At 60.4% G+C, this 25,222-nt stretch carries 23 protein-coding genes, 4 tRNA genes and 1 other RNA gene; 10 read left to right on the top strand and 18 right to left on the bottom strand.

Features of this window, described 5'->3' with window-relative positions:
- Window positions 1–17 precede the first annotated feature (17 nt).
- The gene (gene glpQ / locus ACJ8HA_RS15940) at window positions 18–1,097 is read left to right on the top strand and encodes a glycerophosphodiester phosphodiesterase (RefSeq protein ID WP_073533177.1); all 1,080 of its coding nucleotides are present in this window, start codon (window positions 18–20) and stop codon (window positions 1,095–1,097) included.
- Between the two features lie 54 nt (window positions 1,098–1,151).
- Here glpQ and yigL read toward each other — a convergent pair whose 3' ends face one another.
- Complete coding sequence (gene yigL / locus ACJ8HA_RS15935) at window positions 1,152–1,949, bottom strand: sugar/pyridoxal phosphate phosphatase YigL (RefSeq protein ID WP_025304881.1); 798 nt, start codon at window positions 1,947–1,949, stop codon at window positions 1,152–1,154.
- A 4-nt stretch (window positions 1,950–1,953) separates the two neighbouring features.
- Window positions 1,954–2,997, bottom strand: coding sequence for a lysophospholipase L2 (gene pldB, locus ACJ8HA_RS15930; RefSeq protein ID WP_043142212.1), 1,044 nt, complete (start codon window positions 2,995–2,997; stop codon window positions 1,954–1,956).
- A gap of 147 nt (window positions 2,998–3,144) precedes the next feature.
- Between pldB and rhtB the strand changes: the two genes are divergently transcribed.
- On the top strand, window positions 3,145–3,765 hold the full coding sequence (gene rhtB, locus ACJ8HA_RS15925) for a homoserine/homoserine lactone efflux protein (RefSeq protein WP_060434791.1): 621 nt from the start codon (window positions 3,145–3,147) through the stop codon (window positions 3,763–3,765).
- Between the two features lie 48 nt (window positions 3,766–3,813).
- On the opposite strand, the gene rhtC is transcribed toward rhtB, so the two are convergent.
- The 3 genes from rhtC to pldA are packed head-to-tail and all read right to left on the bottom strand — an operon-like array spanning window position 3,814 to window position 7,204.
- On the bottom strand, window positions 3,814–4,434 hold the full coding sequence (rhtC, locus tag ACJ8HA_RS15920) for a threonine export protein RhtC (protein WP_197826787.1): 621 nt from the start codon (window positions 4,432–4,434) through the stop codon (window positions 3,814–3,816).
- 12 nt (window positions 4,435–4,446) lie between these two features.
- Complete coding sequence (gene recQ, locus ACJ8HA_RS15915; protein WP_089196406.1) at window positions 4,447–6,282, bottom strand: ATP-dependent DNA helicase RecQ; 1,836 nt, start codon at window positions 6,280–6,282, stop codon at window positions 4,447–4,449.
- Between the two features lie 43 nt (window positions 6,283–6,325).
- Window positions 6,326–7,204 (bottom strand): phospholipase A, encoded by an 879-nt coding sequence (gene pldA / locus ACJ8HA_RS15910; RefSeq protein ID WP_025304877.1) that lies wholly within the window; start codon window positions 7,202–7,204, stop codon window positions 6,326–6,328.
- A gap of 203 nt (window positions 7,205–7,407) precedes the next feature.
- On the opposite strand from pldA, the gene ACJ8HA_RS15905 reads away from it, so the two are divergent.
- Together ACJ8HA_RS15905 and rarD are read left to right on the top strand one after the other, a co-directional pair.
- On the top strand, window positions 7,408–7,878 hold the full coding sequence (locus ACJ8HA_RS15905) for a thioesterase family protein (protein WP_016929489.1): 471 nt from the start codon (window positions 7,408–7,410) through the stop codon (window positions 7,876–7,878).
- Window positions 7,879–7,944: 66 nt separating this feature from the next.
- A complete protein-coding gene (gene rarD / locus ACJ8HA_RS15900; RefSeq protein WP_025304876.1) occupies window positions 7,945–8,832 on the top strand; it encodes an EamA family transporter RarD in 888 nt (295 codons plus the stop codon).
- A gap of 16 nt (window positions 8,833–8,848) precedes the next feature.
- Here rarD and corA read toward each other — a convergent pair whose 3' ends face one another.
- Entirely contained in the window at window positions 8,849–9,799 is a 951-nt protein-coding gene (gene corA, locus ACJ8HA_RS15895) for a magnesium/cobalt transporter CorA (RefSeq protein ID WP_004934262.1), read from the bottom strand.
- 444 nt (window positions 9,800–10,243) lie between these two features.
- On the opposite strand from corA, the gene ACJ8HA_RS15890 reads away from it, so the two are divergent.
- On the top strand, window positions 10,244–10,717 hold the full coding sequence (locus ACJ8HA_RS15890; RefSeq protein ID WP_025304875.1) for a WbuC family cupin fold metalloprotein: 474 nt from the start codon (window positions 10,244–10,246) through the stop codon (window positions 10,715–10,717).
- Window positions 10,718–10,762: 45 nt separating this feature from the next.
- On the opposite strand, the gene uvrD is transcribed toward ACJ8HA_RS15890, so the two are convergent.
- The 6 genes from uvrD to lptM form a co-directional block, all read right to left on the bottom strand.
- Entirely contained in the window at window positions 10,763–12,925 is a 2,163-nt protein-coding gene (uvrD, locus tag ACJ8HA_RS15885; RefSeq protein WP_025304874.1) for a DNA helicase II, read from the bottom strand.
- Between the two features lie 78 nt (window positions 12,926–13,003).
- Window positions 13,004–13,720, bottom strand: a complete 717-nt coding sequence (yigB, locus tag ACJ8HA_RS15880) for a 5-amino-6-(5-phospho-D-ribitylamino)uracil phosphatase YigB (RefSeq protein ID WP_025304873.1) — start codon at window positions 13,718–13,720, stop codon at window positions 13,004–13,006.
- Entirely contained in the window at window positions 13,720–14,631 is a 912-nt protein-coding gene (gene xerC, locus ACJ8HA_RS15875) for a tyrosine recombinase XerC (RefSeq protein WP_021504817.1), read from the bottom strand. Before xerC ends, yigB begins: the two co-directional genes overlap by 1 nt.
- Window positions 14,628–15,341: a DUF484 domain-containing protein gene (locus ACJ8HA_RS15870; protein WP_025304872.1), complete on the bottom strand. Its 714-nt coding sequence runs from the start codon at window positions 15,339–15,341 to the stop codon at window positions 14,628–14,630. The genes xerC and ACJ8HA_RS15870 overlap by 4 nt, the downstream gene beginning before the upstream one ends.
- Window positions 15,338–16,162 (bottom strand): diaminopimelate epimerase, encoded by an 825-nt coding sequence (gene dapF / locus ACJ8HA_RS15865; RefSeq protein WP_025304871.1) that lies wholly within the window; start codon window positions 16,160–16,162, stop codon window positions 15,338–15,340. The genes ACJ8HA_RS15870 and dapF overlap by 4 nt, the downstream gene beginning before the upstream one ends.
- A 71-nt stretch (window positions 16,163–16,233) precedes the next feature.
- Window positions 16,234–16,440 (bottom strand): LPS translocon maturation chaperone LptM, encoded by a 207-nt coding sequence (gene lptM, locus ACJ8HA_RS15860; protein WP_004934241.1) that lies wholly within the window; start codon window positions 16,438–16,440, stop codon window positions 16,234–16,236.
- Window positions 16,441–16,518: 78 nt separating this feature from the next.
- Here lptM and cyaY point away from each other — a divergent pair, with 78 nt between their 5' ends.
- On the top strand, window positions 16,519–16,839 hold the full coding sequence (cyaY, locus tag ACJ8HA_RS15855) for an iron donor protein CyaY (protein WP_004934237.1): 321 nt from the start codon (window positions 16,519–16,521) through the stop codon (window positions 16,837–16,839).
- Window positions 16,840–16,875: 36 nt separating this feature from the next.
- Here cyaY and ACJ8HA_RS15850 read toward each other — a convergent pair whose 3' ends face one another.
- Window positions 16,876–19,428: a class I adenylate cyclase gene (locus tag ACJ8HA_RS15850; RefSeq protein WP_019452546.1), complete on the bottom strand. Its 2,553-nt coding sequence runs from the start codon at window positions 19,426–19,428 to the stop codon at window positions 16,876–16,878.
- 316 nt (window positions 19,429–19,744) lie between these two features.
- On the opposite strand from ACJ8HA_RS15850, the gene hemC reads away from it, so the two are divergent.
- The 4 genes from hemC to hemY are packed head-to-tail and all read left to right on the top strand — an operon-like array spanning window position 19,745 to window position 23,770.
- Window positions 19,745–20,686 carry a hydroxymethylbilane synthase gene (gene hemC, locus ACJ8HA_RS15845; RefSeq protein ID WP_041037210.1) on the top strand — a complete coding sequence of 314 codons (942 nt, stop codon included), beginning with the start codon at window positions 19,745–19,747 and terminating at the stop codon, window positions 20,684–20,686.
- Window positions 20,683–21,423: a uroporphyrinogen-III synthase gene (gene hemD, locus ACJ8HA_RS15840; RefSeq protein WP_025304868.1), complete on the top strand. Its 741-nt coding sequence runs from the start codon at window positions 20,683–20,685 to the stop codon at window positions 21,421–21,423. The genes hemC and hemD overlap by 4 nt, the downstream gene beginning before the upstream one ends.
- Before the next feature lie 22 nt (window positions 21,424–21,445).
- Window positions 21,446–22,570: a uroporphyrinogen-III C-methyltransferase gene (gene hemX, locus ACJ8HA_RS15835; protein WP_016929498.1), complete on the top strand. Its 1,125-nt coding sequence runs from the start codon at window positions 21,446–21,448 to the stop codon at window positions 22,568–22,570.
- A 3-nt stretch (window positions 22,571–22,573) separates the two neighbouring features.
- Window positions 22,574–23,770, top strand: coding sequence for a protoheme IX biogenesis protein HemY (gene hemY / locus ACJ8HA_RS15830; RefSeq protein ID WP_004934228.1), 1,197 nt, complete (start codon window positions 22,574–22,576; stop codon window positions 23,768–23,770).
- A gap of 705 nt (window positions 23,771–24,475) precedes the next feature.
- On the opposite strand, the gene ACJ8HA_RS15825 is transcribed toward hemY, so the two are convergent.
- The 5 genes from ACJ8HA_RS15825 to ACJ8HA_RS15805 all read right to left on the bottom strand — a co-directional run bounded on the left by ACJ8HA_RS15825 (window position 24,476) and on the right by ACJ8HA_RS15805 (window position 25,131).
- Window positions 24,476–24,604, bottom strand: a non-coding RNA gene (locus ACJ8HA_RS15825) — RtT sRNA.
- A 32-nt stretch (window positions 24,605–24,636) separates the two neighbouring features.
- Window positions 24,637–24,713 (bottom strand) — tRNA-Pro (locus ACJ8HA_RS15820).
- Window positions 24,714–24,787: 74 nt separating this feature from the next.
- Window positions 24,788–24,874 (bottom strand) — tRNA-Leu (locus ACJ8HA_RS15815).
- A gap of 41 nt (window positions 24,875–24,915) precedes the next feature.
- Window positions 24,916–24,991, bottom strand: a tRNA-His gene (locus tag ACJ8HA_RS15810).
- Between the two features lie 63 nt (window positions 24,992–25,054).
- A tRNA-Arg gene (locus ACJ8HA_RS15805) sits at window positions 25,055–25,131 on the bottom strand.
- Window positions 25,132–25,222 lie beyond the last annotated feature (91 nt).

Here is a 25,222-nt window from a genome sequence, read left to right as displayed (position 1 = left end):
AACACGGAGAAAACGGAATGCGGACTCAAGTCAAAGCCCTGCTGACAGGGATCATTCTCGCCACCTCAATGGTCAGCGCCGCCCAGGCGGCGGACAAAGTGGTGATCGCCCACCGCGGCGCCAGCGGCTACCTGCCGGAACACACTCTGCCGGCGAAGGCAATGGCCTACGCGCAGGGCGCCGATTACCTCGAACAAGATCTGGTGATGACCAAAGACAACGAGCTGGTGGTGCTGCACGACCATTACCTCGATCGCGTCACCGACGTCGCCGAACGCTTCCCGGACCGCGCGCGTAAAGACGGCCGTTATTACGCCATCGACTTTACGCTGGCGGAGATCAAATCGCTGAAGTTTACCGAAGGCTTTGACATCGAAAACGGCAAGAAGGTACAGGGCTACCCAGGCCGCTTCCCGATGGGCAAATCCGACTTCCGCGTACACACCTTCCAGGAAGAGATCGAGTTCGTGCAGGGTCTGAACCATTCGACCGGCAAAAACATCGGCATCTATCCTGAAATCAAAGCGCCTTGGTTCCACAAGCAGGAAGGCAAAGACATCTCCAGCAAAGTGCTGGCGGTGCTCAAGCAGTACGGCTACACCGGCAAGAACGACAACGTCTACCTGCAGTGCTTCGACGCCAACGAGCTCAAGCGCATCAAGAACGAGCTGGAGCCGAAGCTGGGCATGGATCTGAAGCTGGTGCAGCTGATCGCCTATAACGACTGGCAGGAAACCTACGAGCAGAAAGCCGACGGCAAGTGGGTAGAATACGACTACGACTGGATGTTCAAACCGGGCGCGATGAAGAAAATCGCTCAGTATGCCGACGGTATCGGGCCGGACTACCACATGCTGGTGGTGGCGGATCAATCCAAGCCGGGCCACATCGTGCTGACCGACATGGTGAAAGAAGCGCATGCCAGCAAGCTGGCGGTGCATCCGTTCACCATCCGCGCCGATGCGCTGCCGAAGTACGTGACCGACGTAAACCAGCTGTATGACGTGATTTACAACCAGGCCGGCGTCGACGGCGTGTTCACCGACTTCCCGGACAAGGGCGTGCAGTTCCTGCAGAAGCAGGGCCAGCACAAGTAATGCCAAGGGCGCCGCAAGGCGCCCTTGTTATTTCAGAGAAACGGCCTGGTTATTTCAGAGGAACATCTTGCGCAGGTAGTGCGGCACCGCGTTATCGACATTGGAGCCGATCACTTCCAGCTCCGGCAGCATATCCTTCAGGCGCTGATGCGCGTCGCGCATGATGCAGCCCTTGCCGGCCATCGACAGCATCTCCAGATCGTTCATACCGTCGCCGAAGGCGATGCACTCTTGCAGCGTATAGCCGATGATCTTGGCCACTTCTTCCAGCGCATGCCCTTTCGACACGCCGCCCGCCATCACTTCCAGACAGGTCGGGAACGAGAAGCTGACGTTGACCCGATCGCCCCAGCGCGCGTTGATGGCGTCTTCCACCTGCAGCAACCGCTCATGATCTTCACAGGTAAAGTAAACCTTGCAGACGCCGTCGGTTTCCAGCAGGCCCGGCTCAAACAGCTGATATTTGAATACCGACTCCTGGAAGAACTCTTCCTGCTCCGGGCTTTCGCGGTTGATGAACCAGTCATCGTTACGGTAGACGTTGGTGGTTATCTCCGGATCGTCGTGCAGCATGCCGTACAGATCGCGGGCGATATCCTCGTCCAGGTTGTGGCTGAAGATCAGCTCGCCGGCCGTGTTGTGCACCCGCGCGCCGTTGGAGGTGATCATAAAGGCGCTGATCTCCAGACTGTCGCGGATCTGCGCCACGTCGATGTGGTGGCGGCCGGTGGCGAACACGAAATGCACGCCGCGCTGGGTCAGCAACTTCAGCGTTTCTTTGGCGTACGGCGACAGGGTATGGTCGGGAGACAGCAGCGTGCCATCTAAATCGGAAGCGACGACGTGATACATAGCGTTATGTTCTAACCTCTGATGGAGTTGTCGGCGGCAGCGCGCCACCTAAGTGTTGAGCAAAGAAGCGCAGGATTGCGTTCAGTGCTTCGGCGCGCATCGCGTCCCGCTCGAACAGGATCTCATGGCGTGCGCCGTTGATAACCCACGGAAGCCCCCCTTCGCAAGGGCGCCCCGCGTCTGACAGAGCCTGACAAAAAGCCTGGTGCGAACGGTTGTCAACCACCCGTTCCTCACCGGCTTGCAAAAGCAACAGCGGCGTTGTTATCTCCCCGGCCTGCGCGATAATCTGCCGGCCGGCGCGGATGCTCTCCCGCACCCAATGGTAGGTCGGTCCGCCCACCTGCAGCTCGGGGTAATCGGCGTAATAGCGCAGGCTACGCCGGTAGCGTTCGCGGCTGTGGGTCAACACGTTGACCACATAAGGCAGCGGCCGCCACTGGCCGGTGCCCACCGCGTAGTAGTCGCGGATCGCCGGACGGGTCTCCGCCCAGTCGAGGATGCGGTCGGCCAGCCAGCCCGGCATCGGCAGCTGGATGCCGAACATCGGCGCGCAAAACGCCGCCGCATCGAACGCCTGCGGCCGGCGTTGCAGGAACTGCGCCAGGATCGCGCCGCCCATCGAATGCGCCAGCGCGAAGCGCTGCCGGTAACCGCGCGACTCGACTTCGCGCTGCCAAAGCTGCTCGAAATCGTCCACGTAGTCGGCGAAGTTTACCACATGACCGCGGTGCGTATCCGCCAGTAAACGCCCGGAACGCCCTTGGCCGCGATGATCGACGATCACCACGTCGTAACCGCAGTGGAACAGATCGTAGGCCACCTCGGGGTATTTCACGTAGCTTTCGATGCGGCCGGGGCTGACCACCACCACGCGCTGATGCCGCGCGGAACTGAAACGCACAAAGCGGATCGGCACGCCGTCCACGCCGCTGAACTCGCCTTCTTCGCGCTGCCGCCAGAAATCCAGCAGCGGCCCGGTGGCGAAGGCAGCGAACTGCGTTTCACGCGTTAACCAGTCATCGGAGCTGAGAGTGAACGAGGTCATCGAGAGCGTTTTCCCTGTGGAGCCGGCGGAAAATGTGACCGCTGGCACAAGAAATCATACTAGCGTATTGTGATTCAATTCTGACAAAAAACGGCGCCGCCTCGGCGCATTGTGGCACAAAACGACACTTTCAGGGAGCCGAGAACCATGACCTTGGACTGGTGGTTAACCTACCTGCTGACCACGCTTATCCTTAGCCTGTCCCCTGGATCCGGCGCCATCAACACCATGAGCACCGGCATCAGCCACGGCTATCGCGGCGCCGCCGCGTCAATCGCCGGCCTGCAGGTCGGGTTGAGCGCGCACATCGTGCTGGTGGGCATCGGTCTCGGCGCGCTGATTTCTCAATCATTGCTGGCGTTCGAACTGCTGAAATGGTTGGGCGCCGCCTACCTGGTGTGGCTCGGCATCCAGCAATGGCGCGCCGCTGGCGCGCTGGATCTGCATGCGCTGGCGGGCAGCATGCCGCGCCGCCGTCTGTTCCGCCGCGCGGTGCTGGTCAACCTGACCAACCCGAAAAGCATCGTGTTCCTCGCCGCGCTGTTCCCGCAGTTCATCTTGCCCAATCAACCGCAGGCCGAGCAGTACCTGGTGCTCGGCGTCACCACCGTGGTGGTGGATATTCTGGTGATGATCGGTTACGCCACCCTGGCGACGCGCATCGCCGGCTGGCTGAAAACGCCGCGCCAGATGCAGCTGCTTAACCGGGTGTTCGGTTCACTGTTCATTTTGGTGGCGGGGCTGCTGGCGACCGCCCGCAAAGCCTGACAAAAAAGGCCGGGCATCGCTGCTCGGCCTTGGGCATCTCACCGCCGGTCAGCGGGTAAAGATCAGGTGTAACCCGAAGCCGGTGAACAGCACGCCCGCCACCCCGTCGATCCACTTGGCCAACCGCTGATAGCCGCGGCGCATCGCCGGCAGCGCGAACACCACCGCCACCAGGCTGAACCAGACGAAGGTCTCGGCAACGATCAGCAAGAACAGCCCCCAGCGCGCGCCGGCGCCGACGCTGTCACCGACGAACAGCGAGAACACGCTGCCGAAATAGATCACCGCTTTCGGGTTGGACAGGTTGGTCAGGAAGCCGCGAATAAAGCTGCGCCCGGCCTTCGGCAACGCCACCTGGGCCTCCGCCGCCGGAGTAGCTTGCTGCGCCCGCGCGGAACGCAGCAGTTGCCACCCCATCCAGCACAGGTAAATGCCGCCGCCGACCATGATGACCTGATGCAGCCAGGCCATCTTCTGCAGGATCAGATGCAGCCCCATCAACGCCACGCCGGCCCAAACCACGATGCCGAGCGAAATGCCGACCACGCCCATCATCGCCTCACGGCGCGAACGGCTGGCGGCGGTTTGCGACACGAAAAAGAAGTCCGGCCCCGGGCTCATCAGCGCAATCAGATGCACCAGCGCCACGGTGAGAAACAGCATCAGCATGATTTATCGCCCTCAGTCTTCATCATTGTCGAGATGGTCGCGGATCATCGCCATAAAGGGCGCGCCGAAACGCTCCAGTTTGCGCTGGCCGACGCCGTTGACGCTCAGCAGATCGCCGGCCTTGATCGGCATCTGCTCGGCCATTTCCAGCAGCGTGGCGTCGTTGAACACCACGTAGGGCGGAATGTTTTCTTCGTCGGCGATCGATTTGCGCAGTTTGCGCAGCTTGGCGAACAGCTTGCGATCGTAATTGCCGCCGTAGGATTTCTGGTTGGCGCTGCTGCTGCGCGACTTCAGGCTCTGAATACGCGGCACCGCCAGCTGCAGCGCCACCTCGCCGCGCAACACCGGACGCGCCGCCTCGGTCAATTGCAGCGCCGAGTGCATGGCGATGTTCTGGGTGATAAAGCCCAGGTGGATCAGCTGACGCAGCACGCTGGTCCAGTGTTCGGTGGTTTGATCGCGGCCGATGCCGTACACCGGCAGCTTGTCGTGACCGTATTCACGAATGCGTTGGTTGTTGGAGCCGCGCAGCACTTCCACGATGTACCCGAGGCCAAAGCGCTGGCCGACGCGGTACACGCAGGACAGCGCCTTGCGCGCGTCCTCCAGCCCGTCGTAGCGCTTGGGCGGATCGAGGCAGATGTCGCAGTTGCCGCAGTTCTCGTGCTTGCCTTCGCCGAAGTAGTTGAGCAGCACCAGGCGACGGCAGGTTTGCGCCTCGGCGAAAGCGCCCATGGCGTTCAGCTTGTGACGCTCGATGTCCAGCTGTTGCCCGGCGGGTTTCTCCTCCAGGCAGCGGCGCAGCCAGGCCATGTCGGCCGGATCGTACAGCAGGATGGCTTCGGCCGGCAGGCCGTCGCGCCCGGCTCGGCCGGTCTCCTGATAATAGGATTCGATATTGCGCGGGATGTCGAAATGCACCACGAAGCGCACGTTGGGTTTGTTGATGCCCATGCCGAAGGCGACGGTGGCCACCACCACCTGCAGATCGTCGCGCTGGAACGCTTCCTGCACCTGCGCGCGGCGATCGTTGTCCAGCCCGGCGTGGTAGGCACCGACGCTCAGCCCGCGGCTTTGCAGGCGCGCAGCGGTGTCTTCCACCTTGGCGCGGCTGTTGCAATAGATAATGCCGCTCTTGCCGCGCTGATCCTGCACGAAGCGCCACAGCTGATCGAGCGGTTTGAATTTTTCCACCAGCGTGTAGCGGATGTTCGGCCGGTCGAAGCTACTGACCTGCACCAGCGGATCCTGCAGCGACAGCAGACGCACGATATCGCCGCGGGTGGACTCGTCGGCGGTGGCAGTCAACGCGATCACCGGCATCGACGGGAAGCGCTGTTTCAGTTGGCCCAGCGCGCGATATTCCGGCCGGAAGTCATGGCCCCACTGCGAGATGCAGTGCGCCTCATCCACCGCCAGCATTGCCGGCGGGCAGTGGTCGAGCAGGTTGAGGAAGCTTTCCATCATCAGCCGTTCCGGCGCGATGTACAGCATCTTGATGTTACCGTTGCGGCAACCGGCCATGACGTCCAGCTGCTCCTCGCGGGTTTGCGTCGAGTTATAGCAGGCGGCGGAAACGCCGTAGGCCAACAGTTGGTCGACCTGGTCCTTCATCAGCGAGATCAGAGGGGAAACGACCAGCGTCAGGCCGTCCATCACCAGCGCCGGGATTTGGTAGCACAACGACTTGCCGCCGCCGGTCGGCATCACCACCAGGCAATCCTGCCCGCCGATCGCGGCGTTGATAATCGTTTGCTGCCCCGGACGGAATTGCTGGTAGCCAAAGGTATCGCGCAATACCTGCTCGGCCAGCAACTCTCTGTTAATCACTGCTGCGGTTGACACACACTTCCCCATTTTTTCATCGGTACACACCCAGCGGGTATGATTACATAATATCGTTCAGCATGACACCAACGCCCACCCGTGTCTGCCGGAAGTTATAGTCGATCAGCGATTCGCCGTAGCCGCTGAATACCTGGGTATAGAAACGCACGTTGCGGGTGATCGGATAGCTCCAGCCCAGCTCCGCGCCGCCGTAGCCGCTGTTCCAGTTATAGTGGCTGTCGACGCTGAACACGCTGTCGCCCCAGGCGTAACCGACCTTCAACCGGTAGTATCCCATGTATTTGGTGATGTCCGGGTTGTCGTCGTTGCTCGAGCTCTCCGAGAAGCGGAACCAGGGCTTGAGATCCACCTGCCAGTTGCCGTTTTGCGCCATCAGCCGCGCATAGCCGCGATTCCAGCTGCGCGACGTCGGATCCGAGCGGCCGTTAGACTGATGGTTAACGCCGATTTCAACATCGCGCAGCGTCCAACCGGCAAAACGGTAATCGGTCGCCCACCCCACGAACAGCTGCGGCTCGTAGTTGGTTTCGCGGAACGGCGAAGACTCGCCGCGGTTGGACAATTGCCACCAGGAGCGCTGAGTATAAGACGCGCCGAGCACCGAGTTGTCGCCGGCAATGCCCCGCCACAGCGGAAACGCCAGGCTAAGTTGGTATTTCACCTCGTCCTTGCGCGCCTTGTCGCCCCAGTTGTACGTCTTGATGGCCTCTTTGTTGATATCGCTGGTGTCGGTGTACAGCAGATAATTGGGATCGTAAGGATACAGCGTGAACGGATTCTCGTGCTCCTGCAGCAGGTTGGCGATAATGCTGCCGCGCACCGCCGGCTTATCGTGAATCTGCTGCTCTTTGGCTTCCTCAGCCAATGCCAGCGCCGGCATCAGCAGCGTGGCGGAAACGATCCCTGACAAAATGCGCATAACCTCTCCTCACTCCAACGAAAAAGGGCAAGCCCGGAAAAAATCAGGCCATTTTACACACAAAGGGCGTTTTACCGCAGCGCAGGCCGGTTTTATTGGAATAGTCTGGAAAGCAACAAAGGTTAAGCATAAAATCAACATCTCATTAACCTGGACTGACCAGTTAGCTCCCTTAAAACGCAAAAGAAAAATGGAAACCCGCTATGTCGACCACACCACTGACCCTGGAAGCCGCCCGCCGCAAGATCGGCGAAATCTTTGTCTACCACATGCCGTTCAACCGCGAGCTTGGCCTGGAGCTGCGCCGCTTCGACGATGACTACGTCGAGCTGAGCTTCACCAACCAGCGCAAGCTGGTGGGCAACGCCGCACAGGAAATTCTGCACGGCGGCGTGATTGCCGCGGTACTCGACGTCGCCGCCGGGCTGGCTTGCGCCGGCGGCGTGCTGACGCGCCTGGAGCCGCTGATCGAAGAAGAGATCGCCGCCAAACTGTCGCGCATGGGCACCATCGACCTGCGCGTCGACTACCTGCGCCCCGGCCGCGGCGAGCACTTCGTCGCCTCCGCCAGCGTGCTGCGCAGCGGCAACAAAGTCGCCGTCGCGCGCGTAGAACTGCATAACCACGACGGCCTGCATATCGCGACCGCCACCGCCACCTATCTGGTCGGCTGATGATTGTGTGCGGTGAGCGTCTTCAGTACACTCACCGCATCTTAAGTTCCCCACCAGAGTGACGTCATGGACGCAAAGCAAACGCGTCAGGGCATTTTCTTCGCCCTGGCCGCCTATTTTATGTGGGGCATCGCCCCGGCCTATTTCAAACTGATCCAGCAAGTGTCCGCGGATGAGATCCTCACCCACCGGATCATCTGGTCGTTTTTCTTCATGCTGGCGCTGATCACGCTGGGCCGCAACTGGCCTAAAGTGCGCGCCGCCTGCCAAAACCGCAAACGACTGCTGCTGCTGGCGGTCACCGCGCTGTTGATCGGCGGCAACTGGCTGCTGTTCATCTGGGCGGTGAACAATCACCATATGCTGGAAGCCAGCCTGGGCTACTTCATCAACCCGCTGGTTAACGTGCTGCTGGGGATGCTGTTTCTCGGCGAGCGCTTTCGTCGCATGCAGTGGGTGGCGGTGGCGCTGGCGTTCACCGGGGTGCTGGTGCAGCTCTGGCAGTTCGGCTCGTTGCCGATCATCGGTCTGGGGCTGGCGTTCAGCTTCGCTTTCTACGGCCTGCTGCGCAAGAAAATCGCCATCGACGCCCAGACCGGCATGCTGATTGAGACGCTATGGCTGCTGCCGGTGGCGGCCGCCTATCTGTTCCTGTTCGCCGACAGCCCCACCAGCCACCTGAGCGCCAACCCGTGGTCGCTGAACCTGCTGCTGGTCGCCGCCGGCATCGTCACCACCGTACCGCTGCTGTGCTTCACCGCGGCGGCTACCCGGCTGCGCCTGTCGACGCTCGGTTTCTTCCAGTATCTCGGCCCGACGCTGATGTTCCTGCTGGCGGTCACCTTCTACGGTGAGACCATCGGCCAGGACAAGCTGGTGACCTTCGGCTTTATCTGGGCGGCGCTGATCCTGTTCACCCTCGACGCGCTCTACACCCAACGCAAGCTGCGCTAAGCCCGGCGCCGCCGGGTTACAGCCAGTTTTTGCGCTTGAAGTACAGGTAAGGGGCCAGGCCGGCCAGGATCATCAGCGTGATGGCGCCCGGGTAGCCGAACGACCATTTCAGTTCCGGCATGAATTCGAAGTTCATGCCGTAGCTGGAGGCCACCAGCGTAGGCGGCAGGAATACCACCGACACCACCGAGAAGATCTTGATGATGCGGTTCTGTTCGATATTGATGAAGCCCATCGCCGCCTGCATCAGGAAGTTCACCTTCTGGAACAGCGATTCGTTGTGCGGCAGCAGGGATTCGATGTCGCGCAGCACTTCACGCGCCTGCTCCAACTGGCCGGTCGGCAAACGCGCCTTGCGCACCAGGAAGTTGAGCGCGCGCTGGGTATCCATCAGACACAAACGTACCTTCCAGCCGATATCTTCCAGCTCCGCCAGCGTCGACAGCGCGGCGTCGTATTCGTCGCCCTGATGCCCTTCCATGATCACCCGGCTGAGCTGTTCCAGATCGCTGTAGATGTTCTCTATCTCGTCCGCCAGCTGTTCAATCTTGGTTTCGAACAAATCCAGCAGCAGTTCGTAGGCGTTGCCTTCGAGCATGGTCTGGTTGCGGGCGCGCATGCGGTACAGGCGAAACGCCGGCAGTTCACGCTCGCGCAGGGTATACAGGCGGCCGTCGCGGATGGTGAAGGCCACCGTGGAGTTGCCGGCGTGATCTTCCGCATCTTCGAAGTAGAAGAAGGAGTGGATATGCAGACCGTCTTCGTCTTCGAAGAAACGGGCGGAGGCTTCGATATCGTCCAGTTCGGGACGCGTCGCCAGGCTTTGTCCCAGCTCATTCTGCACGCGCTCACGCTCGCCCTCTTCCGGCTCGACCAGATCAACCCACAGCGATGACGTGAGATCATCCGAGTCGTCCAGTTCCAGACGGGACAAGCGGCGGTTATCTAATTTAAAAGCGCTCAGCATGTGCCAAAACTCCGTGAAGGTAACGGGTGCGGACAACGCGTTGAAGCACAGAAACAGAGGGGATGCGTATCACCGATTGTTTCAGACCATGAAGAGATCTGACTCATAGCGACGCTTTGCGGGGTCGCCGACAACCACGAAGGCTATCAGCAAAAACGGAGAGCCTTAGAAGTTATACCTGCGGCGCAGGTCAGTGAGCCAGTATCTACTGGGTGTGTCCAAGGCGTCTGTCCTCAATGATAATAGTGCGCGCATGTTACGCCGAGAAGAAAAAGCCTGTCAACACGTTAGGCGGGATAATTGCGCAACAAATCATCACGATGATCAATGGCAGAAATGACGCTTAAACCGTACTGAAAAAGTCGCGACGATCGCTTACCGCCATCAAGAATGTTGCTAAGATGACATCACCCTAATGGTACGACAAGCATGCGGATTTAAACGATGAAACAGATTACCGCCCATGAACTGACCGCGATGAGCGAACAGGCCGCCAGCGTGCCCCGCCTGCGCGCGCACCGCACCTTACACGAAGAGCTGAGCGACCCGGTGCAACGCCTGGCGATCGCCATGGAGCCCGGCACCTATATCCGCCCGCACCGCCACCCGCAAACCTGGGAGCTGCTGACGCCGCTGCGCGGTCGTTTTGTCGTGTTGCAGTTCAACGATGACGGCGTCGTCATGCAGCGCACCCTGCTCGGCGAAGAAACCAAAGTGCTGGAGATGCCGGCCTTTACCTGGCATGCGGTGCTGTCGGTCGATGCCGGCGGCGTGGTGTTCGAAGTGAAGCAGGGCCCGTATCAGGCGCTGACCGAAGAGGACTGCATGCAATGGGCACCGCAGGAAGGCGGCGAAGGCACCGAAGCGGTGATGCGCTGGTATGCCACCGCGCAGGTCGGCGATCGCTACCCTCACTGATAATGAACGATTGCAGGGGCCTGCCCCTGCAACTCTCCCCGCTCTTTATACCGTTTCCAGGCGAGCGTAGGCCGCCACCAGCCACTTGATGCCCTCGCCCGGGAAAGCGATCTGTAACCGGCTGTGCTCGCCGCTGCCTTCCAGATTGACGATGGTGCCTTCGCCAAACTTGGGATGGCGCACGCGCTGGCCCAGCTTGTAGCCGGTATCGTTCTCGCTGATCGGCGTGCCCATGCGGCGGTGATTGACCGGGCGCGATACGCTGGCGCGCAGGCGCACTTCTTCCACACACTCTTCCGGCAGTTCGCCGATAAAGCGCGACGGCCGATGGTAAACCTCTTTGCCGTACAGACGGCGCGTTTCGGCATAGGTCAGCGTCAGTTTCTGCATGGCGCGCGTTACGCCCACATAGGCCAGACGGCGCTCCTCCTCCAGACGGCCGCCTTCATCCAGCGACATCTGGCTCGGGAACATGCCTTCTTCCATGCCGACGATAAACACCAGCGGGAACTCCAAGCCCTTGGCCGAGTGCAGGGTCATCAGCTGCACCGCGTCCTGATAGGCGTCGGCCTGACCTTCGCCCGCTTCCAGCGCCGCATGCGACAGGAACGCCTGCAGCGGCATCAGATCCTGATCTTCTTCCTGATAGCTGAACTGACGCGTCGCCGTCACCAGTTCCTCAAGGTTTTCGATACGCGCCTGCCCCTTTTCGCCCTTTTCCTGCTCATACATGATGAACAGCCCGGAGTCGCGGATCACCCGGTCGGTCTGCACGTGCAGCGGCATGTCAGCGGTTTCATGCGCCAGCGACTCCACCAGTTCGATAAAGCGCTGCAGCGCCGACGCGGCGCGGCCGGCCAACACTTTGTCCTGCATCAGCTCGCGCGTCGCCTGCCACAGCGTCAGCTGGCGATCGCGCGCCGCCTGGCGCACCACGTCGAGGGTGCGATCGCCGATGCCGCGCGTCGGGGTGTTGACCACGCGCTCGAAGGCCGCATCGTCGTTGCGGTTGGAAATGAGGCGCAGGTAAGCCAGCGCATCCTTGATTTCCTGGCGTTCGAAGAAGCGCTGGCCACCGTAGATGCGGTACGGCATCGCCGTCTGCAGCAGCGCCTCTTCCAGCACGCGCGACTGGGCGTTGCTGCGGTACAGGATGGCGCAGTCGTTCAGCGCGCCGCCGTTGTCTTGCCAGGTCTTGATGCGGTTGACCACGAAGCGCGCTTCGTCGAGTTCGTTGAAGGCGCAGTAGAGGGAAATCGGCTCGCCTTCGCCGCCTTCGGTCCACAGATTTTTGCCCATGCGCCCGTCGTTGTTGGCGATCAGGGTGTTGGCCGCTTTCAGGATGTTGCTGGTGGAACGGTAGTTCTGCTCCAGGCGGATGGTTTCCGCGCCGGGGAAATCCTTCAGGAAGCGCTGGATGTTTTCCACCTGCGCGCCGCGCCAGCCGTAGATCGACTGGTCATCGTCGCCGACGATCATCACGTTGCTGTTGCCGCCCGCCAGCAGGCGGATCCAGGCGTACTGGATGCTGTTGGTATCCTGGAATTCGTCCACCAGCACGTTGGTGAAACGCTCGCGGTAGTGGTTGAGGATATGCGGCTTGTTCAGCCACAGTTCGTGCGCGCGCAGCAGCAGCTCGGCGAAATCCACCAGCCCGGCGCGATCGCAGGCTTCCTGATAGGCCTGATAGATGCGCAGCCAGGTGGCCTCTACCGGGTTGTTGTAGGTCTCAACGTGCTGTGGGCGCAGGCCCTCGTCTTTCTTGCCGTTGATGTACCACATCGCCTGACGCGGCGGCCACTGCTTCTCGTCAACGTTCAGCGCCTTGATGATGCGCTTGAGCAACCGCAGCTGGTCGTCGCTGTCGAGGATCTGGAAATCCTGCGGCAAGTTGGCCTCCAGGTGGTGGGCGCGCAACAGGCGGTGCGCCAAGCCGTGGAAGGTGCCGATCCACATGCCGCCCTGGCTGGTACCGATCAGATGTTCGATACGGTGGCGCATTTCCGCCGCCGCCTTGTTGGTGAAGGTCACCGCCATGATCGAATACGGTGAGCAGTTCTCCACCGACAGCAGCCAGGCGATGCGGTGCACCAGCACCCGCGTCTTGCCGCTGCCCGCTCCGGCCAGAACCAACAGGTTGCTGCGCGGCGCCGCCACGGCTTCACGTTGTTTTTCATTCAGGCTGTCGAGCAGATCGGAGACGTCCATAGGCACCACTAATGGTTAAGGGAAAACCCGCCGGTGACGGGTTTTTCACTGGAAATTTATACAGAGTTCTGGCAGGGATTATAACAATGCTGTCAGCGATGCCAACTGCGAAATCTCAATATGCGGCAGCAAGCGGCTGTCGGCGGCCTGCATCAGGCAGCGTTGCCGATCGTTGATCCAACAGGCCTGCAGCCCCGCGCGCAGCGCGCCGGCCACGTCGGTGGTCAGATCGTCGCCCACGTGCAGGATCTGCTCGGGCGCCACGCCCAGCCGCTCAACGGCCAGGTGGTACATGTCCTGATACGGCTTGGCGCGCCCGTCCGGCCCGGAGCGCAACACGAACTGGAAATAACCGTCCAGGCCGCACAGAGACGGATCGACGTTGCCGTTGGTGATCGCCACCAGCGGGTAGCGCGCGGCCAACGCCTTCAGCGTGGCGTGGGTCGCTTCCGGCACCTCGATGCGGCTGCGCCACAGCGCGAAGTTCTGCATCGCCGCATCGGCCCCGATCGCCGCTTCGGCGTCGCGCAGCCCCTGCCGGCTCAGCGCCAGATGAATGGCGCGCCAGCGCCACTGGGTGACGTCATGGTAGATCTCCGGTTCCTGCTCGCGCAGCTCCTGACGCAGGCGATGAAAATCCGCCGACTGAAAGCTGCTCAGGCCGGGGTGGTAACTCTGCAGGAAGGCCACCGATTGTTGTTCGGTTTGCCGGATCACCGGACGGTTATCATACAGCGTGTCGTCCAGATCGAAAGTCAGCGCCGCCAGCGGGCGCAGCGGGCGATAAAAATGCATCAGGATTTCCCCCGTTTGGCACGCGGATGCGCGGCATCGTACACGTTCGCCAGGTGTTGAAAGTCGAGGTGGGTATAAATTTGCGTGGTGGTCAGGTTGGCGTGGCCGAGCAGCTCCTGCACCGCGCGCAGGTCGCCGCTGGACTCCAGCATATGGGTGGCGAAGGAGTGGCGCAGTTTGTGCGGGTGAATATGGCTGTTAACGCCCTGTTTCACGCCCCACTCGGCGAAGCGTTTTTGCACGTTGCGCGTCGAGATGCGCCGCCCCTGATTGGACAGGAACATGGCGTCGTCCTGCGGCCCAAACAGATCGCGCATTGCCAGCCAGTGTTCCAGCCAGGTGACGGCGGTGCGCCCGATCGGCAATTTACGCTCTTTGCTGCCTTTCCCCATCACCCACACCTCGCCGGCGGCCATATCGACATGGCGGCAATCCAGCCCCACCAGCTCGGAGAGGCGCAGGCCGGCGCCGTACATCACCTCCAGCATGGCGCGATCGCGCACCGCCAGCGGATCGTTAAGATCGATCTCCAGCAGTTGGTTCATTTCATCGACGTCGATATTTTTCGGCAGATGGCGGCCGCTGCGCGGCGTGCGGATGCCCTTGGCGGGGTTGGCGTGCAGCACGCCCTGGCTGACCAGCCAATCGAGGAAGCTACGCAACGAAGAGAGCCGCAGCGCCAGGCTGGCGGACTGCAGACCGGCGCGTTTGCTGCGCGCCGCCAGCATGCGCACCCGGGCGGCGTCCAGCGCTGCCCAGTCGGTGACGCCGATCTCCTGCGCCAGGCGCATCAGCGCCGCCAGCTGGCGTGAATAGCTGAGCTGCGTCAGCGGGCTGAGTTGCCGTTCTACCTTGAGATAACGCAGAAACGCGTCCACCGGCTGCTGCAGGCTGGGCGCAATCGGCGTCATGCTCGTTCTATCCAGCGTTCCAGCAGCGCCGGCAGCATGCGCGCCAGTTGATTGAGCATCACCGTGCCCATGCCCTGCTGATAGTGTTGCGTATCGCGGCTGCTGAAGATCACCATGCCCAGCTCGCCGTCGTCGCCCAGCATCGACAGCGCCACCGAGCCAATCTGGCCGATCTGTTTGGCCTGCGGCAACAGCAGCAGCAGCTCGGGGCCGTTCAGGCCGCCGAGGTAGTGTTGTTCGCTGCCCAGCCGCTGAATGCGGAACGGCTCGAACGCCGAACGCGTCAGCGCCAGGTGGGTGAAATCGGAAGGCGCGCCGATATTCCAGCGCTCGGCGAACAGCCGAACCGTGGCACCGGCCAAACCGAAGCCGCGCGCCCAGCGCTGCAGCCGGTTGAGCATGTCCTGCAGGCTGTCGGCGGTGGCCAAATCGGCCTGCAGGTGCAGCAACCGGGCGAACAGCCCTTCGTTGGCGCTGGCCTGCTCCATCAACAGCGTGATCTCTTCTTCCAACCGTTCGATGTGATTGCGCTGGCGGGCCAGGTGCCATTCCACCAGCGAAACGGTGCCGCGCACCGGGTGCGGCACGCGCATCTGCTCAACCTGGCGCGCGTTGCGAATAAAGAAATCCGGGTTCTGCAGCAGGTACTGCATCACGGTGTCGTCATCCAGCGCCAGGCCGGCGACGCTCTGTTCTTCTACGCTTTTCATAGATGAATAAATCCGTCATAGACATGGGTTGCCGGACCGGTCATAAACAGCGGGTTGCCCGGCCCTTTCCAGCGAATATGCAGGCTGCCGCCCGGCAGTTCTACATGCACCTCTTCTGACAGCAATTCCTGTTGGATCCCCACCGCCACCGCCGCACAGGCGCCGCTGCCGCAGGCCTGCGTTTCACCAGCGCCGCGTTCATAAACGCGCAGCTTGATGTGATCGCGGCTCACCACCTGCATAAAGCCGATGTTGGCCCGTTCCGGGAAGCGTTCATGCCCTTCCAGCACCGGCCCAAGCAGCTCCACCTTGGCAGTTGTTACATCGTCCACCTGCAAAACACAATGCGGGTTACCCATCGACACCACGCCGCACAGCACGGTATGTTCCGCCGCGCGCATGATGTAGGTCTTTTCAGCCTTAGTGGCGCGGAACGGCACCGCCTGCGGGTCGAAATTCGGTTCGCCCATGTTGACGCACACCAGATCGTCGTCGGTGACACTGAGCACCATGCGCCCGGTTTGGGTGCTGACACGGATGTCGCGTTTGTTGGTCAGCCCTTTCAGCCGCACGAAACGCGCGAAGCAACGCGCGCCGTTGCCGCACTGCGCCACTTCGCTGCCGTCGGCGTTAAAAATTCGGTAGTGAAAATCCAGTTCGGGATCGTAAGGCGGTTCTACCACCAGCATCTGGTCAAAGCCGACGCCCAGGTGCCGATCGGCCAACCGGCGGATCAGCTCAGGTGAAAAATAGACATTCTGTGTAACGGCATCGACCACCATAAAGTCGTTGCCCAGACCGTGCATTTTGGAGAACTGCATATCATACTCCGCTATCTGGACGCGCTATCCGTCTTGATGTTGCGGTGGCGCTCGCTACCGCAAACCGGGGTTTACTGGTCAACCATCGACGGTTTTTGCTGAGAGCCAGACTGCTCCTGCTGGTTCTTTTGCACCTGATCGCCCGTTTGCACCGGCGGCTTGGCCGGTTTCTGGCTGGCGGGATCGGCAGGCGGGAAGTAAAGCGGGCCTTTCAGACCGCAGCCGGCGAGGCCGGTAACCAGAACTGCCATCAGCGCATAGCGTAGTTGTTTTTTCATTTGCATTAATGCCTGTAATTCATGCGTCCAAGGTCTCTATAATCGCAGGTGGATCATGAAAAGCAATAGGAATTGAATATGAACGACAGTGAGTTTCACCAGTTGGCCGACCAGCTGATGCTGAATATTGAAGAGACACTGGACGATTTTGACGGCGATGCGGATATCGATTACGAAACCAATGGCGGCGTAATGACGCTGAGCTTCGAAAACGGCACCAAAATCGTCATCAACCGCCAGGAGCCGCTGCACCAGGTGTGGCTCGCCACCAAGGCCGGCGGTTATCACTTCAACTACCGCGACGGCGTTTGGCTATGCGATCGCAGCGGGCAGCCGTTTTATCAGCTGCTCAGCGAAGCGGCCAGCGCGCAGGCCGGCGAGGAACTGCATTTTTCCTGAGGCTAAGCAGGGCTCGGCAACCGAGCCCTTGCGGCGTCAATGCAGCTGGAACTGCTGTTTCAGCGGCTGAGCGGCGCCGTCGGCCACCGTCACGCACAGGCTGGACAGCACGTTGCTGCGGAACGGGATCACCTGCGTGCGCCCGTCGAGTTGCACGATCTGATAGAACTGCGGCAGATTGAAGTTGATGAAGCTGGAGCCGTAGGTGAAGCGATCGTGCGACGAGGAGTAGAAGCGGCTGACGTCGCGCACCAGCTCCTCTTTACTGCCCTCGCAGTGGTGATACACCTCCACCCGATTCGACTCATCCAGAATATAGATGTTGAAGCCCTTGTCGTCTGAGGTGTCTTCGAAGAAGAACTGGATGATCCCCTCGCTGGCGAAGCCGTCCACCACCGGCGGCAGATGCACCTGATCGGTTTCCACCTTGATAGACAGGCCGTGCAGCTTGTTGTTGGAGATGGCGCCGTAAAACTCCACCGCATTCTCCAGCTTTTGCACCGACACGCTCAGGCGCTCGAAGAACAGCCCCCAAGTCTGCCCGGCAACGCGCACCGCCTTGAAGCGGCCGGGTTCCAGCCGGGTACTGGACAGGCGCAGCTCGATGCACTCCGACACCAGCTGCTGGATACGGGTGCGGATCAGGCCGCGCAGGTGCTGGCTGTAGCAGAACACTTCCACCGACTCCGGCGGCGCGGCGTCCTGGTGCATTTTGCCGAGAATGGTCTTCAGCGCTTCCAGCACCGACTGCTCGCCGCTGAAATGCAGGGTACGCACTTCGTTCCAGGAGTTGCGATACAGCAGATCGATACTGCCCACCAAACACTGCTGCTGCTGGCCGAAGCTGAACACGTCCAGCTTGCGGAAATCGAAGTGCACCACCTGATTGCGGAAGGCGGCGGTCGGATCGTTTTCCAGATTGACGATGATGGCCAGATGGCGAATTTCGCACGGGCTGTACAGCGCTTTCGGCGTCGGCGCCGGCAGGCGCAGCGGGAAGTGATGAGAAACGTCGGCCACCAGCTCCTGCAGCTTGGCGGTGTCGCACAGGTTGCCGCTCTTGATGTGCAGGCGGGTCTGCGGCGTTAGCAGGCCGTTGAAATAGGCCCAGGCCACCAGCTTGTTCAGGTAGCGGTTATATTCCAGCGGCTGATGGCTGACGATCGAATCCATAGCCGGTGCCTGATTATACAGGTACCAGCCGGTGCGGTTGGCGCGGCCAACCGGCACGTGAATAAAGGTTAAATCGTTTTCCGACAGGTCCGGTGAGATCTGCGGGTTCACCAGCGTCACCTTGCCGGGCAGCGCTTCGAACGCCGCGTACAGTTTGCGGGTCAGCACGCCGATATCCTGCGGGCTGGCGCTGACGCTGAGGTTGTTGCGGCGAGCGAAACGGATCAGGTTGCGGTAGCTTTGCATCATCGCATCGAGCAGTTCGTTATGCGCTTCGCGCACCCGCTCGATTTTCCAGTTGGCGCGGTTATCCAGCATCGCCAGACGCTCTTCGCTCCAGCCCCACTCGCTGACCAATTGGCTGAGGATCTCGCGTCGCCAGCCGACGCAGGCCTTGGCCAGCGACAGCTTTTCACATACTTTCAGGTAAAAACAGCGGCGGGCCAGATCGAGGCGGGTGGTGTCGTTGATGTCGGTCAGGTAGCGGGTCACGCGCTCAAGCATCATGCAGTAGGCATCAAGCCCGAAGCTGACGATCTCACCCTGATGCAGCCGGTGTTTGATGTCCGTCGCCAGCAGTTGGGTATTGGGGTATTCCCAGGAATAGGCTTCCAGCAGCAGGGTCTTCAGCACCGCCTTGTAAGGCGAATCGATGCTCTTGTACAGCTGCCACAGGCTGGCGCCGAAGTACTCTTCCGCCGACAGCGAACTCAGGCCACCGAGATCCAGCCACTCGTTCGGCGTCAGCGCACCCTGCGCGTACAGCGACAGCACGTATTCATCGTAGTGCGCTTCTTCTTCGCCCGGTACCATGTTCCACAGGATGCGTTTGCCAGCCAGGCGCACAGCGGTGCGATAGAATTCATCGAGCAACAGGATGTGCTGCGTCGAGCCGCAGTCTTCGCCACCCAGGCTGCCGCTTTCATTATGGCGGAAGCGGTTTTCGTCGATCAGGAAGAAGCTGACCTCCACCCCCATCGAGGCGGCCCACTTCTCAAGCAGGCTGCATTTTTGCTGCAAACGGGTGCGTTCTTCGTTGTCCAGCCAGGACTGGTGGCAGACCCAGATGTCGAGATCCGAGCTGCAGCTTTGGCCGATAGACGAGGTGCTGCCCATCGAGTAGACGCCGGTGATCGGCAGCTCGCCGCTGGCCGGCTTGTCAAACGGGCTGCCCCATTTGTCTTCTAAATCGTTCAGGTAATCTTGTTGAGTTTCATCAGGCGTGTAGAGGCAAATGCCATGGGGAACGTTACCGTTCAGGTAACCCGGCATCAGCGGGTGGTGGTGGTGCAGTAAGGTGGGCAGCAGACTGTATACCCGTTGAAACGCGGGCTTCATAGCCGCTAGGGCGCGATCGACGCGTAGCTGATTGATCGCATCCAGTCTCTGCTTCAATGTCTCGATGTAGAGGTACAAGACGTCTCGCCTGATTATCCCGGTGTTTAGAAAAAAACCCGTATTCCATAAGCGCCGTTAGTGTAAGAAGAATATTTGGCGACTTATTGCTGGAAACGTGATCAATTTAACACCTTGCTGATTGACCGTAAAGGAGGTAACGCTTCACAATTATTGTAGCGCTTCCCTAAACGATTTACCCGCAGTGTTAACTGCCCCAAAGCACATCACACGTCCCTTTGATTCCGTTGTCCTTTTTCCGCCTCCGGCTTCTTGCACTGACAGTATTGGCTCTCAGTGGTAGGATGGATGGCGAAATATAAAAACGGTAACAAGCATGTTAGACAAAATTATTCGAATTGCCACCCGACAAAGCCCGCTTGCACTCTGGCAAGCACATTATGTGCAGCAACGTCTGATGGCCAGCCATCCCGGCCTGCAGGTCGAGTTGGTGCCGATGGTGACGCGCGGCGACGTTATTCTGGATACGCCGCTGGCGAAAGTCGGCGGTAAAGGCCTGTTTGTTAAAGAACTCGAGCTCGCGCTGCTGGAAGGCCGCGCCGACATCGCCGTGCACTCGATGAAAGACGTGCCGGTCGATTTCCCTGCCGGCCTCGGTTTGACCACCATTTGCGAACGCGAAGATCCGCGCGACGCTTTTGTTTCCAATCGTTTCGCCTCGCTCGATCAGCTGCCGCAGGGCAGCGTGGTCGGCACCTCCAGCCTGCGCCGCCAGTGCCAACTGCGCGAACGCCGCCCGGACCTGATCGTACGCGACCTGCGCGGCAACGTCGGCACTCGCCTGGCCAAGCTGGACAACGGCGACTACGACGCGATTATTCTGGCGGTGGCCGGCCTGAAGCGCCTGGGGCTGGAGCAACGCATCCGCAGCCCGCTGAGCGCCGAAGAGTGCCTGCCGGCGGTCGGCCAGGGTGCAGTCGGCATTGAATGCCGTCTCGACGACAGCGTCACCCGCGCGCTGCTGGCGCCGCTGAACCATGCGGCTACCGAAACCCGCGTGCGCGCCGAACGGGCGATGAACACTCGCCTGGAAGGCGGCTGCCAGGTGCCGATCGGCAGCTATGCCGAACTGGATGGCGACAGCCTGTGGCTGCGCGCCCTGGTCGGCGCGCCGGACGGCAGCCAGATGGTGCGCGGCGAACGCCGCGGCCCGGCCGCCGAGGCTGAACGGATGGGCGTTGAGCTGGCGGAAGAGCTGCTGGCGCGCGGCGCGCGCGAGATCCTGCGCGAGGTTTATCAGGGAAATCCGCCGGCATGACGATCCTGGTAACCCGCCCATCGCCTTCGGGAGAGCGGTTAGTGAGCCGGCTGCGCGCACTCGGCCGGGTTGCCTATCATGCACCGCTGATCGACTTCGCCCCCGGCAGCGATCTGCCGCAGCTGCCGCAGGCGTTGCAGCAGTTGAACGCCGGCGATCTGGTATTCGTGCTGTCGCAGCATTCGGTGAACTATGCCGATTCGGTCATCGGCCGCGCCGGACTGAGCTGGCCCGCTCACCTGGCCTATTACGCCATTGGCCGTACCACCGGACTGGCGCTGCACCGCATCAGCAGTTTGCCGGTGGAATACCCGCGCGAGCGCGAGATCAGCGAAACGCTGCTGCTGCTGCCGGCGCTGCAGAAACTGGCGGGCAAACGCGCGCTGATTTTACGCGGCAACGGCGGCCGCGAGTTGCTGGGCACAACGCTGAGCGAGCGCGGCGCCGACGTCAGCTATTATGAATGCTATCAACGCAGCCCGGTGCACTACGACGGCAGCGAGCAAAGCGCCCACTGGCAGCGTGCCGGTGTGGATACGCTGGTGGTGACCAGCGGTGAAATGTTACAACAGCTCTATACTTTAGTTCCTGATTACTATCGTTCTTCATGGCTGCTGCGTTGCCGCCTGGTAGTAGTGAGCGAACGCCTGGCTACCCTCGCCCGGGATTTGGGCTGGCGTACGATTCGGGTAGCTGACAACGCCGATAATGACGCGCTGATCCGCGCGCTACAATAATCTGACTATGGGATGTGCCACTATGACGGAACAAAATACCCCAGCCGCCCCGGTTGAAGAGCCAACCACCGCGGTTGAGAGCTCCCAGCAGCCAGCCGCTGCCAGCCGCAAAGGCAAGAACACCGGCCCGGTGCTCGGCGCGATCGCTATCGTGCTGGTCATCGCCCTCGGCGCGGGCGGCTATTACCACACGCACAAGCAGGCGCAACAGCTGATCGCCGCCAATCAGGCGCTGCAGCAGCAGCTTGAAGGCGTGAAGCAGAGCCAACAGCAGGAAAGAAATGCGCTGGAAGGCCTGCTGCAGCAGCAGGGTAAAACCCTGGACGCCGCCGATCGCGAGCAGGCGAATCTGGCGCGTCAACTGAGCGAGCTGCAGGAAAAAGTGGCGACCATCTCCGGCAGCGACGCCAAAACCTGGCTGCTGGCGCAGGCCGATTTCCTGGTGAAAATGGCCGGCCGCAAGCTGTGGAGCGATCAAGACGTGACCAGCGCCGCCGCGTTGCTGAAAAGCGCCGACGCCAGCCTGGCGGACATGAACGATCCTAGCCTGCTCGACGTGCGCCGCGCCATTACCGAAGACATCAGCACGCTTTCTACGCTGACCCAGGTCGATTACGACGGCATCATCCTCAAGGTCAATCAGCTGTCCAACCAGGTGGATAACCTGCGCCTGGCCGATAACGACACCGACGAAGCGCCGATGGATCAAAACAGCAGCGAGCTCTCCGGCTCGATCGGCGAATGGCGGCAGAACCTGGCCAAGAGCTGGCGCAATTTCATGGCTGACTTCATCACCATCCGCCGTCGCGATACCAGCGCCGAACCGCTGCTGGCGCCGAACCAGGACATCTACCTGCGCGAAAATATCCGTTCGCGCCTGCTGGTGGCCGCACAGGCCATCCCACGCCACCAGAACGAGACCTACAAGCAATCGCTGGAAACCGTCTCCACCTGGGTGCGCGCCTATTTCGACACCACCGATCCGGCGACCAAGGCTTTCCTGGAAGAGCTGGATAACCTGAGCCAACAGTCGATCTCGATGGACGTGCCGGATCAGCTGAAAAGCCAGCCGCTGCTCGAAAAAGTGATGCAGACCCGGGTGCGCAACCTGATGACCCAGTCCCCTGCCGCTCACCAGGAGGGTTAAGCCATGTTACGCGTGCTATTTCTGTTCCTGGTGGTGATCGCCAGCGTGGTGCTCGGGCCGATGTTGGCCGGGCATCAGGGCTACGTGCTGATCCAGACCGATAACTACAATATCGAAACCAGCGTCACCGGCCTGGTGATCATGTTGGTGCTGCTGTTCGTGGTGCTGCTGGCGATCGAGTGGATCCTGCGCCGCATCTTCCGTACCGGCGCCCGCACGCGCGGTTGGTTTATCGGCCGCAAGCGCACCCGCGCGCGCCAGCAAACCAAAGCCGCGCTGATCAAACTGGCGGAAGGCGACTATAAGCAGGTTGAGAAGCTGATGACGCGCAACGCCGATCACGCTGAACAGCCGGTGGTGAACTACCTGCTGGCCGCCGAGGCCGCGCAGCAACGCGGCGATGACTTCCGTACCAATCAATATCTGGAACGCGCCGCCGAAGCCGCCGACACCGATCAGCTGCCGGTGGATATCACCCGGGTTCGCATCCAGCTGGCGCAGGGCGAGAACCACGCCGCGCGCCACGGCGTCGATCGCCTGCTGAACCAGGCGCCGCGCCATCCGGAAGTGCTGCGCCTGGCGGAACAAGCCTATCTGCGCACCGGCGCCTACGCGTCGCTGCTGGAAGTGCTGCCGTCGATGCGTAAAATCGAACTGCACAGCGAAGAGCAGCTGCAGGCATTGCAGCAACAGGCTTATATCGGGCTGATGAATCAGGCGATGGCGGACGAAGGCAGCGAAGGCCTGAAGCGCTGGTGGAAAGATCAGAGCCGCAAGACGCGTCACGAGGTGCCGCTGCAAATCGCGATGGTGGAACACCTGATCGAATGCAACGACCACGAACTGGCGCAGGAGATTGTGCTCGACAGCCTGAAGCGCCAATACGACGAGCGCCTGGTGCTGTTGCTGCCGCGGCTGAAGTCCGGCAACCCCGAGCAGCTTGAGAAAGCGCTGCGTCAGCAGATGAAACAACACGGCGCGACGCCGCTGTTAAACAGCACGCTGGGGCAACTGCTGATGAAGCACGGCGAGTGGCAGCAAGCGGCCGACGCCTTCCGCGAAGCGCTGAAACAGCGTCCGGACGCCTACGATTACGCCTGGCTGGCCGATACGCTGGAGAAACTGCATCGTTCGGATGAAGCGGCGCAGATGCGGCGTGAGGGGCTGATGTTGACGCTGAAACAGAACGGCGGCGAATAACGCCCTGCCCGAGAGAGAAGAGCGCGGCCCCGATGCCGCGCTTTTTTTTGCTCAGGGTTTTTCTGTGGCGCAAAAAAAAACACTTGCCGTATGGCAAGTGTATAAAGAAGCAATCAGGTCTAGGACAACAGGGGCGGTGCCTCACTCAACGTTCTGCCCTGAGCGTGATGACGGGTTAGTCATCGTTCTCGTGGGCGATAGGCACCCTAAATCGGCTCTGCGTCATTCCCAGGGTTTATGAAGCCTAAGGCGAACATAAGAGGTGGAATGAGCATCTACGCTATAGATATAGCATTTGGCGTGCCAACTTTTATATTGAGTCCATCCCCATAAGAAAATAGAATTCAAGATATTGAAAATATTGATTTTTATTTAATTCCATCCTTTGCGTTGCAAACCACTTCCTGGCATTCCTTGCCAGCGGCCGTTATCAGGATGTCGCCTCAAAACGACGACTTAAGCCAAAGCCAACTTTATCTTTTTAAATCAATGAATTATTTGTCTCAACCTGACGACAGCGCTGGATGGCGTTGTCGCTGAAAACCAACACGCTTGCCAGCAGAGACAAAATGCCCATCCTTCGATACGCAAAAAACCCGCGCATTGCTGCACGGGCTTGTCGGTATTAGCTTCGTCATGCTGAGAAAACTTGCTCTCATAAACGGCAGATGTAAAAAAACCGACTTGCGTCGGTTTCTTTGAAAGTGGTCGGCGAGAGAGGATTACGCGCATCGTTGATGCGCGCCCTACGGGCCGTTGCTAAAGCAACGTTGTCTCGCTTCGCGAGGCTCGAACCTCCTGCGGAGGTACTCATCCTCATAAACTGCAGGCGTAAAAAAACCGACTTGCGTCGGTTTCTTTGAAAGTGGTCGGCGAGAGAGGATTCGAACCTCCGACCCACTGGTCCCAAACCAGTTGCGCTACCAAGCTGCGCTACTCGCCGATTTGTGTTGCTCATACTACCCGATTTATCAGACCGTTGTCCATATAAATCTTATATTTATCAGATATTTTGCGTGGTGCGAAGAGAGGGACTTGAACCCTCACGTCCGTAAGAACACTAACACCTGAAGCTAGCGCGTCTACCAATTCCGCCACCTTCGCACTGTCACAAAATACTGCTAAATCTTCACTTCGTTAGGAAGTGGGGTGGCTAATGGGACTCGAACCCACGACAACTGGAATCACAATCCAGGGCTCTACCAACTGAGCTATAGCCACCATTACTACTTCTTCTTACTCACGCGGTAATATTACCACCGCAGCTCCTGCGCACAAACTTAATGGCGCGCCCGACAGGATTCGAACCTGAGACCTCTGCCTCCGGAGGGCAGCGCTCTATCCAGCTGAGCTACGGGCGCGTAGCGCCGTTGCGGGAGGGGATACTACGGATTTACGCCAATCCTGTCTAGTGCTTTTTCGCAGAAATGTTGCGTTTGATTACGCTTTGCT

It is taken from the genome of Serratia sp. CY33802 (assembly GCF_052169095.1).
In the GTDB taxonomy this organism is placed as follows: Bacteria; Pseudomonadota; Gammaproteobacteria; order Enterobacterales; family Enterobacteriaceae; genus Serratia; species Serratia bockelmannii.
Note: the sequence above shows the minus strand (reverse complement) of the source record. Positions and strands in the feature narration are given on the sequence as shown.

Coding starts and splice junctions, on each gene's coding strand:
- cyaY (WP_004934237.1), top strand. CDS start 16,519: ATGAACGACAGTGAGTTTCACCAGTTGGCCGACCAGCTGATGCTGAAT.
- yigB (WP_025304873.1), bottom strand. CDS start 13,720: ATGCATTTTTATCGCCCGCTGCGCCCGCTGGCGGCGCTGACTTTCGAT.
- pldB (WP_043142212.1), bottom strand. CDS start 2,997: ATGACCTCGTTCACTCTCAGCTCCGATGACTGGTTAACGCGTGAAACG.
- rhtC (WP_197826787.1), bottom strand. CDS start 4,434: ATGCTGATGCTGTTTCTCACCGTGGCGCTGGTGCATCTGATTGCGCTG.
- dapF (WP_025304871.1), bottom strand. CDS start 16,162: ATGCAGTTCTCCAAAATGCACGGTCTGGGCAACGACTTTATGGTGGTC.
- yigL (WP_025304881.1), bottom strand. CDS start 1,949: ATGTATCACGTCGTCGCTTCCGATTTAGATGGCACGCTGCTGTCTCCC.
- hemD (WP_025304868.1), top strand. CDS start 20,683: ATGACGATCCTGGTAACCCGCCCATCGCCTTCGGGAGAGCGGTTAGTG.
- corA (WP_004934262.1), bottom strand. CDS start 9,799: ATGCTGAGCGCTTTTAAATTAGATAACCGCCGCTTGTCCCGTCTGGAA.
- pldA (WP_025304877.1), bottom strand. CDS start 7,204: ATGCGCATTTTGTCAGGGATCGTTTCCGCCACGCTGCTGATGCCGGCG.
- xerC (WP_021504817.1), bottom strand. CDS start 14,631: ATGACGCCGATTGCGCCCAGCCTGCAGCAGCCGGTGGACGCGTTTCTG.
- hemC (WP_041037210.1), top strand. CDS start 19,745: ATGTTAGACAAAATTATTCGAATTGCCACCCGACAAAGCCCGCTTGCA.
- lptM (WP_004934241.1), bottom strand. CDS start 16,440: ATGAAAAAACAACTACGCTATGCGCTGATGGCAGTTCTGGTTACCGGC.
- hemX (WP_016929498.1), top strand. CDS start 21,446: ATGACGGAACAAAATACCCCAGCCGCCCCGGTTGAAGAGCCAACCACC.
- ACJ8HA_RS15890 (WP_025304875.1), top strand. CDS start 10,244: ATGAAACAGATTACCGCCCATGAACTGACCGCGATGAGCGAACAGGCC.
- ACJ8HA_RS15905 (WP_016929489.1), top strand. CDS start 7,408: ATGTCGACCACACCACTGACCCTGGAAGCCGCCCGCCGCAAGATCGGC.
- glpQ (WP_073533177.1), top strand. CDS start 18: ATGCGGACTCAAGTCAAAGCCCTGCTGACAGGGATCATTCTCGCCACC.
- uvrD (WP_025304874.1), bottom strand. CDS start 12,925: ATGGACGTCTCCGATCTGCTCGACAGCCTGAATGAAAAACAACGTGAA.
- rhtB (WP_060434791.1), top strand. CDS start 3,145: ATGACCTTGGACTGGTGGTTAACCTACCTGCTGACCACGCTTATCCTT.
- hemY (WP_004934228.1), top strand. CDS start 22,574: ATGTTACGCGTGCTATTTCTGTTCCTGGTGGTGATCGCCAGCGTGGTG.
- ACJ8HA_RS15870 (WP_025304872.1), bottom strand. CDS start 15,341: ATGAAAAGCGTAGAAGAACAGAGCGTCGCCGGCCTGGCGCTGGATGAC.
- rarD (WP_025304876.1), top strand. CDS start 7,945: ATGGACGCAAAGCAAACGCGTCAGGGCATTTTCTTCGCCCTGGCCGCC.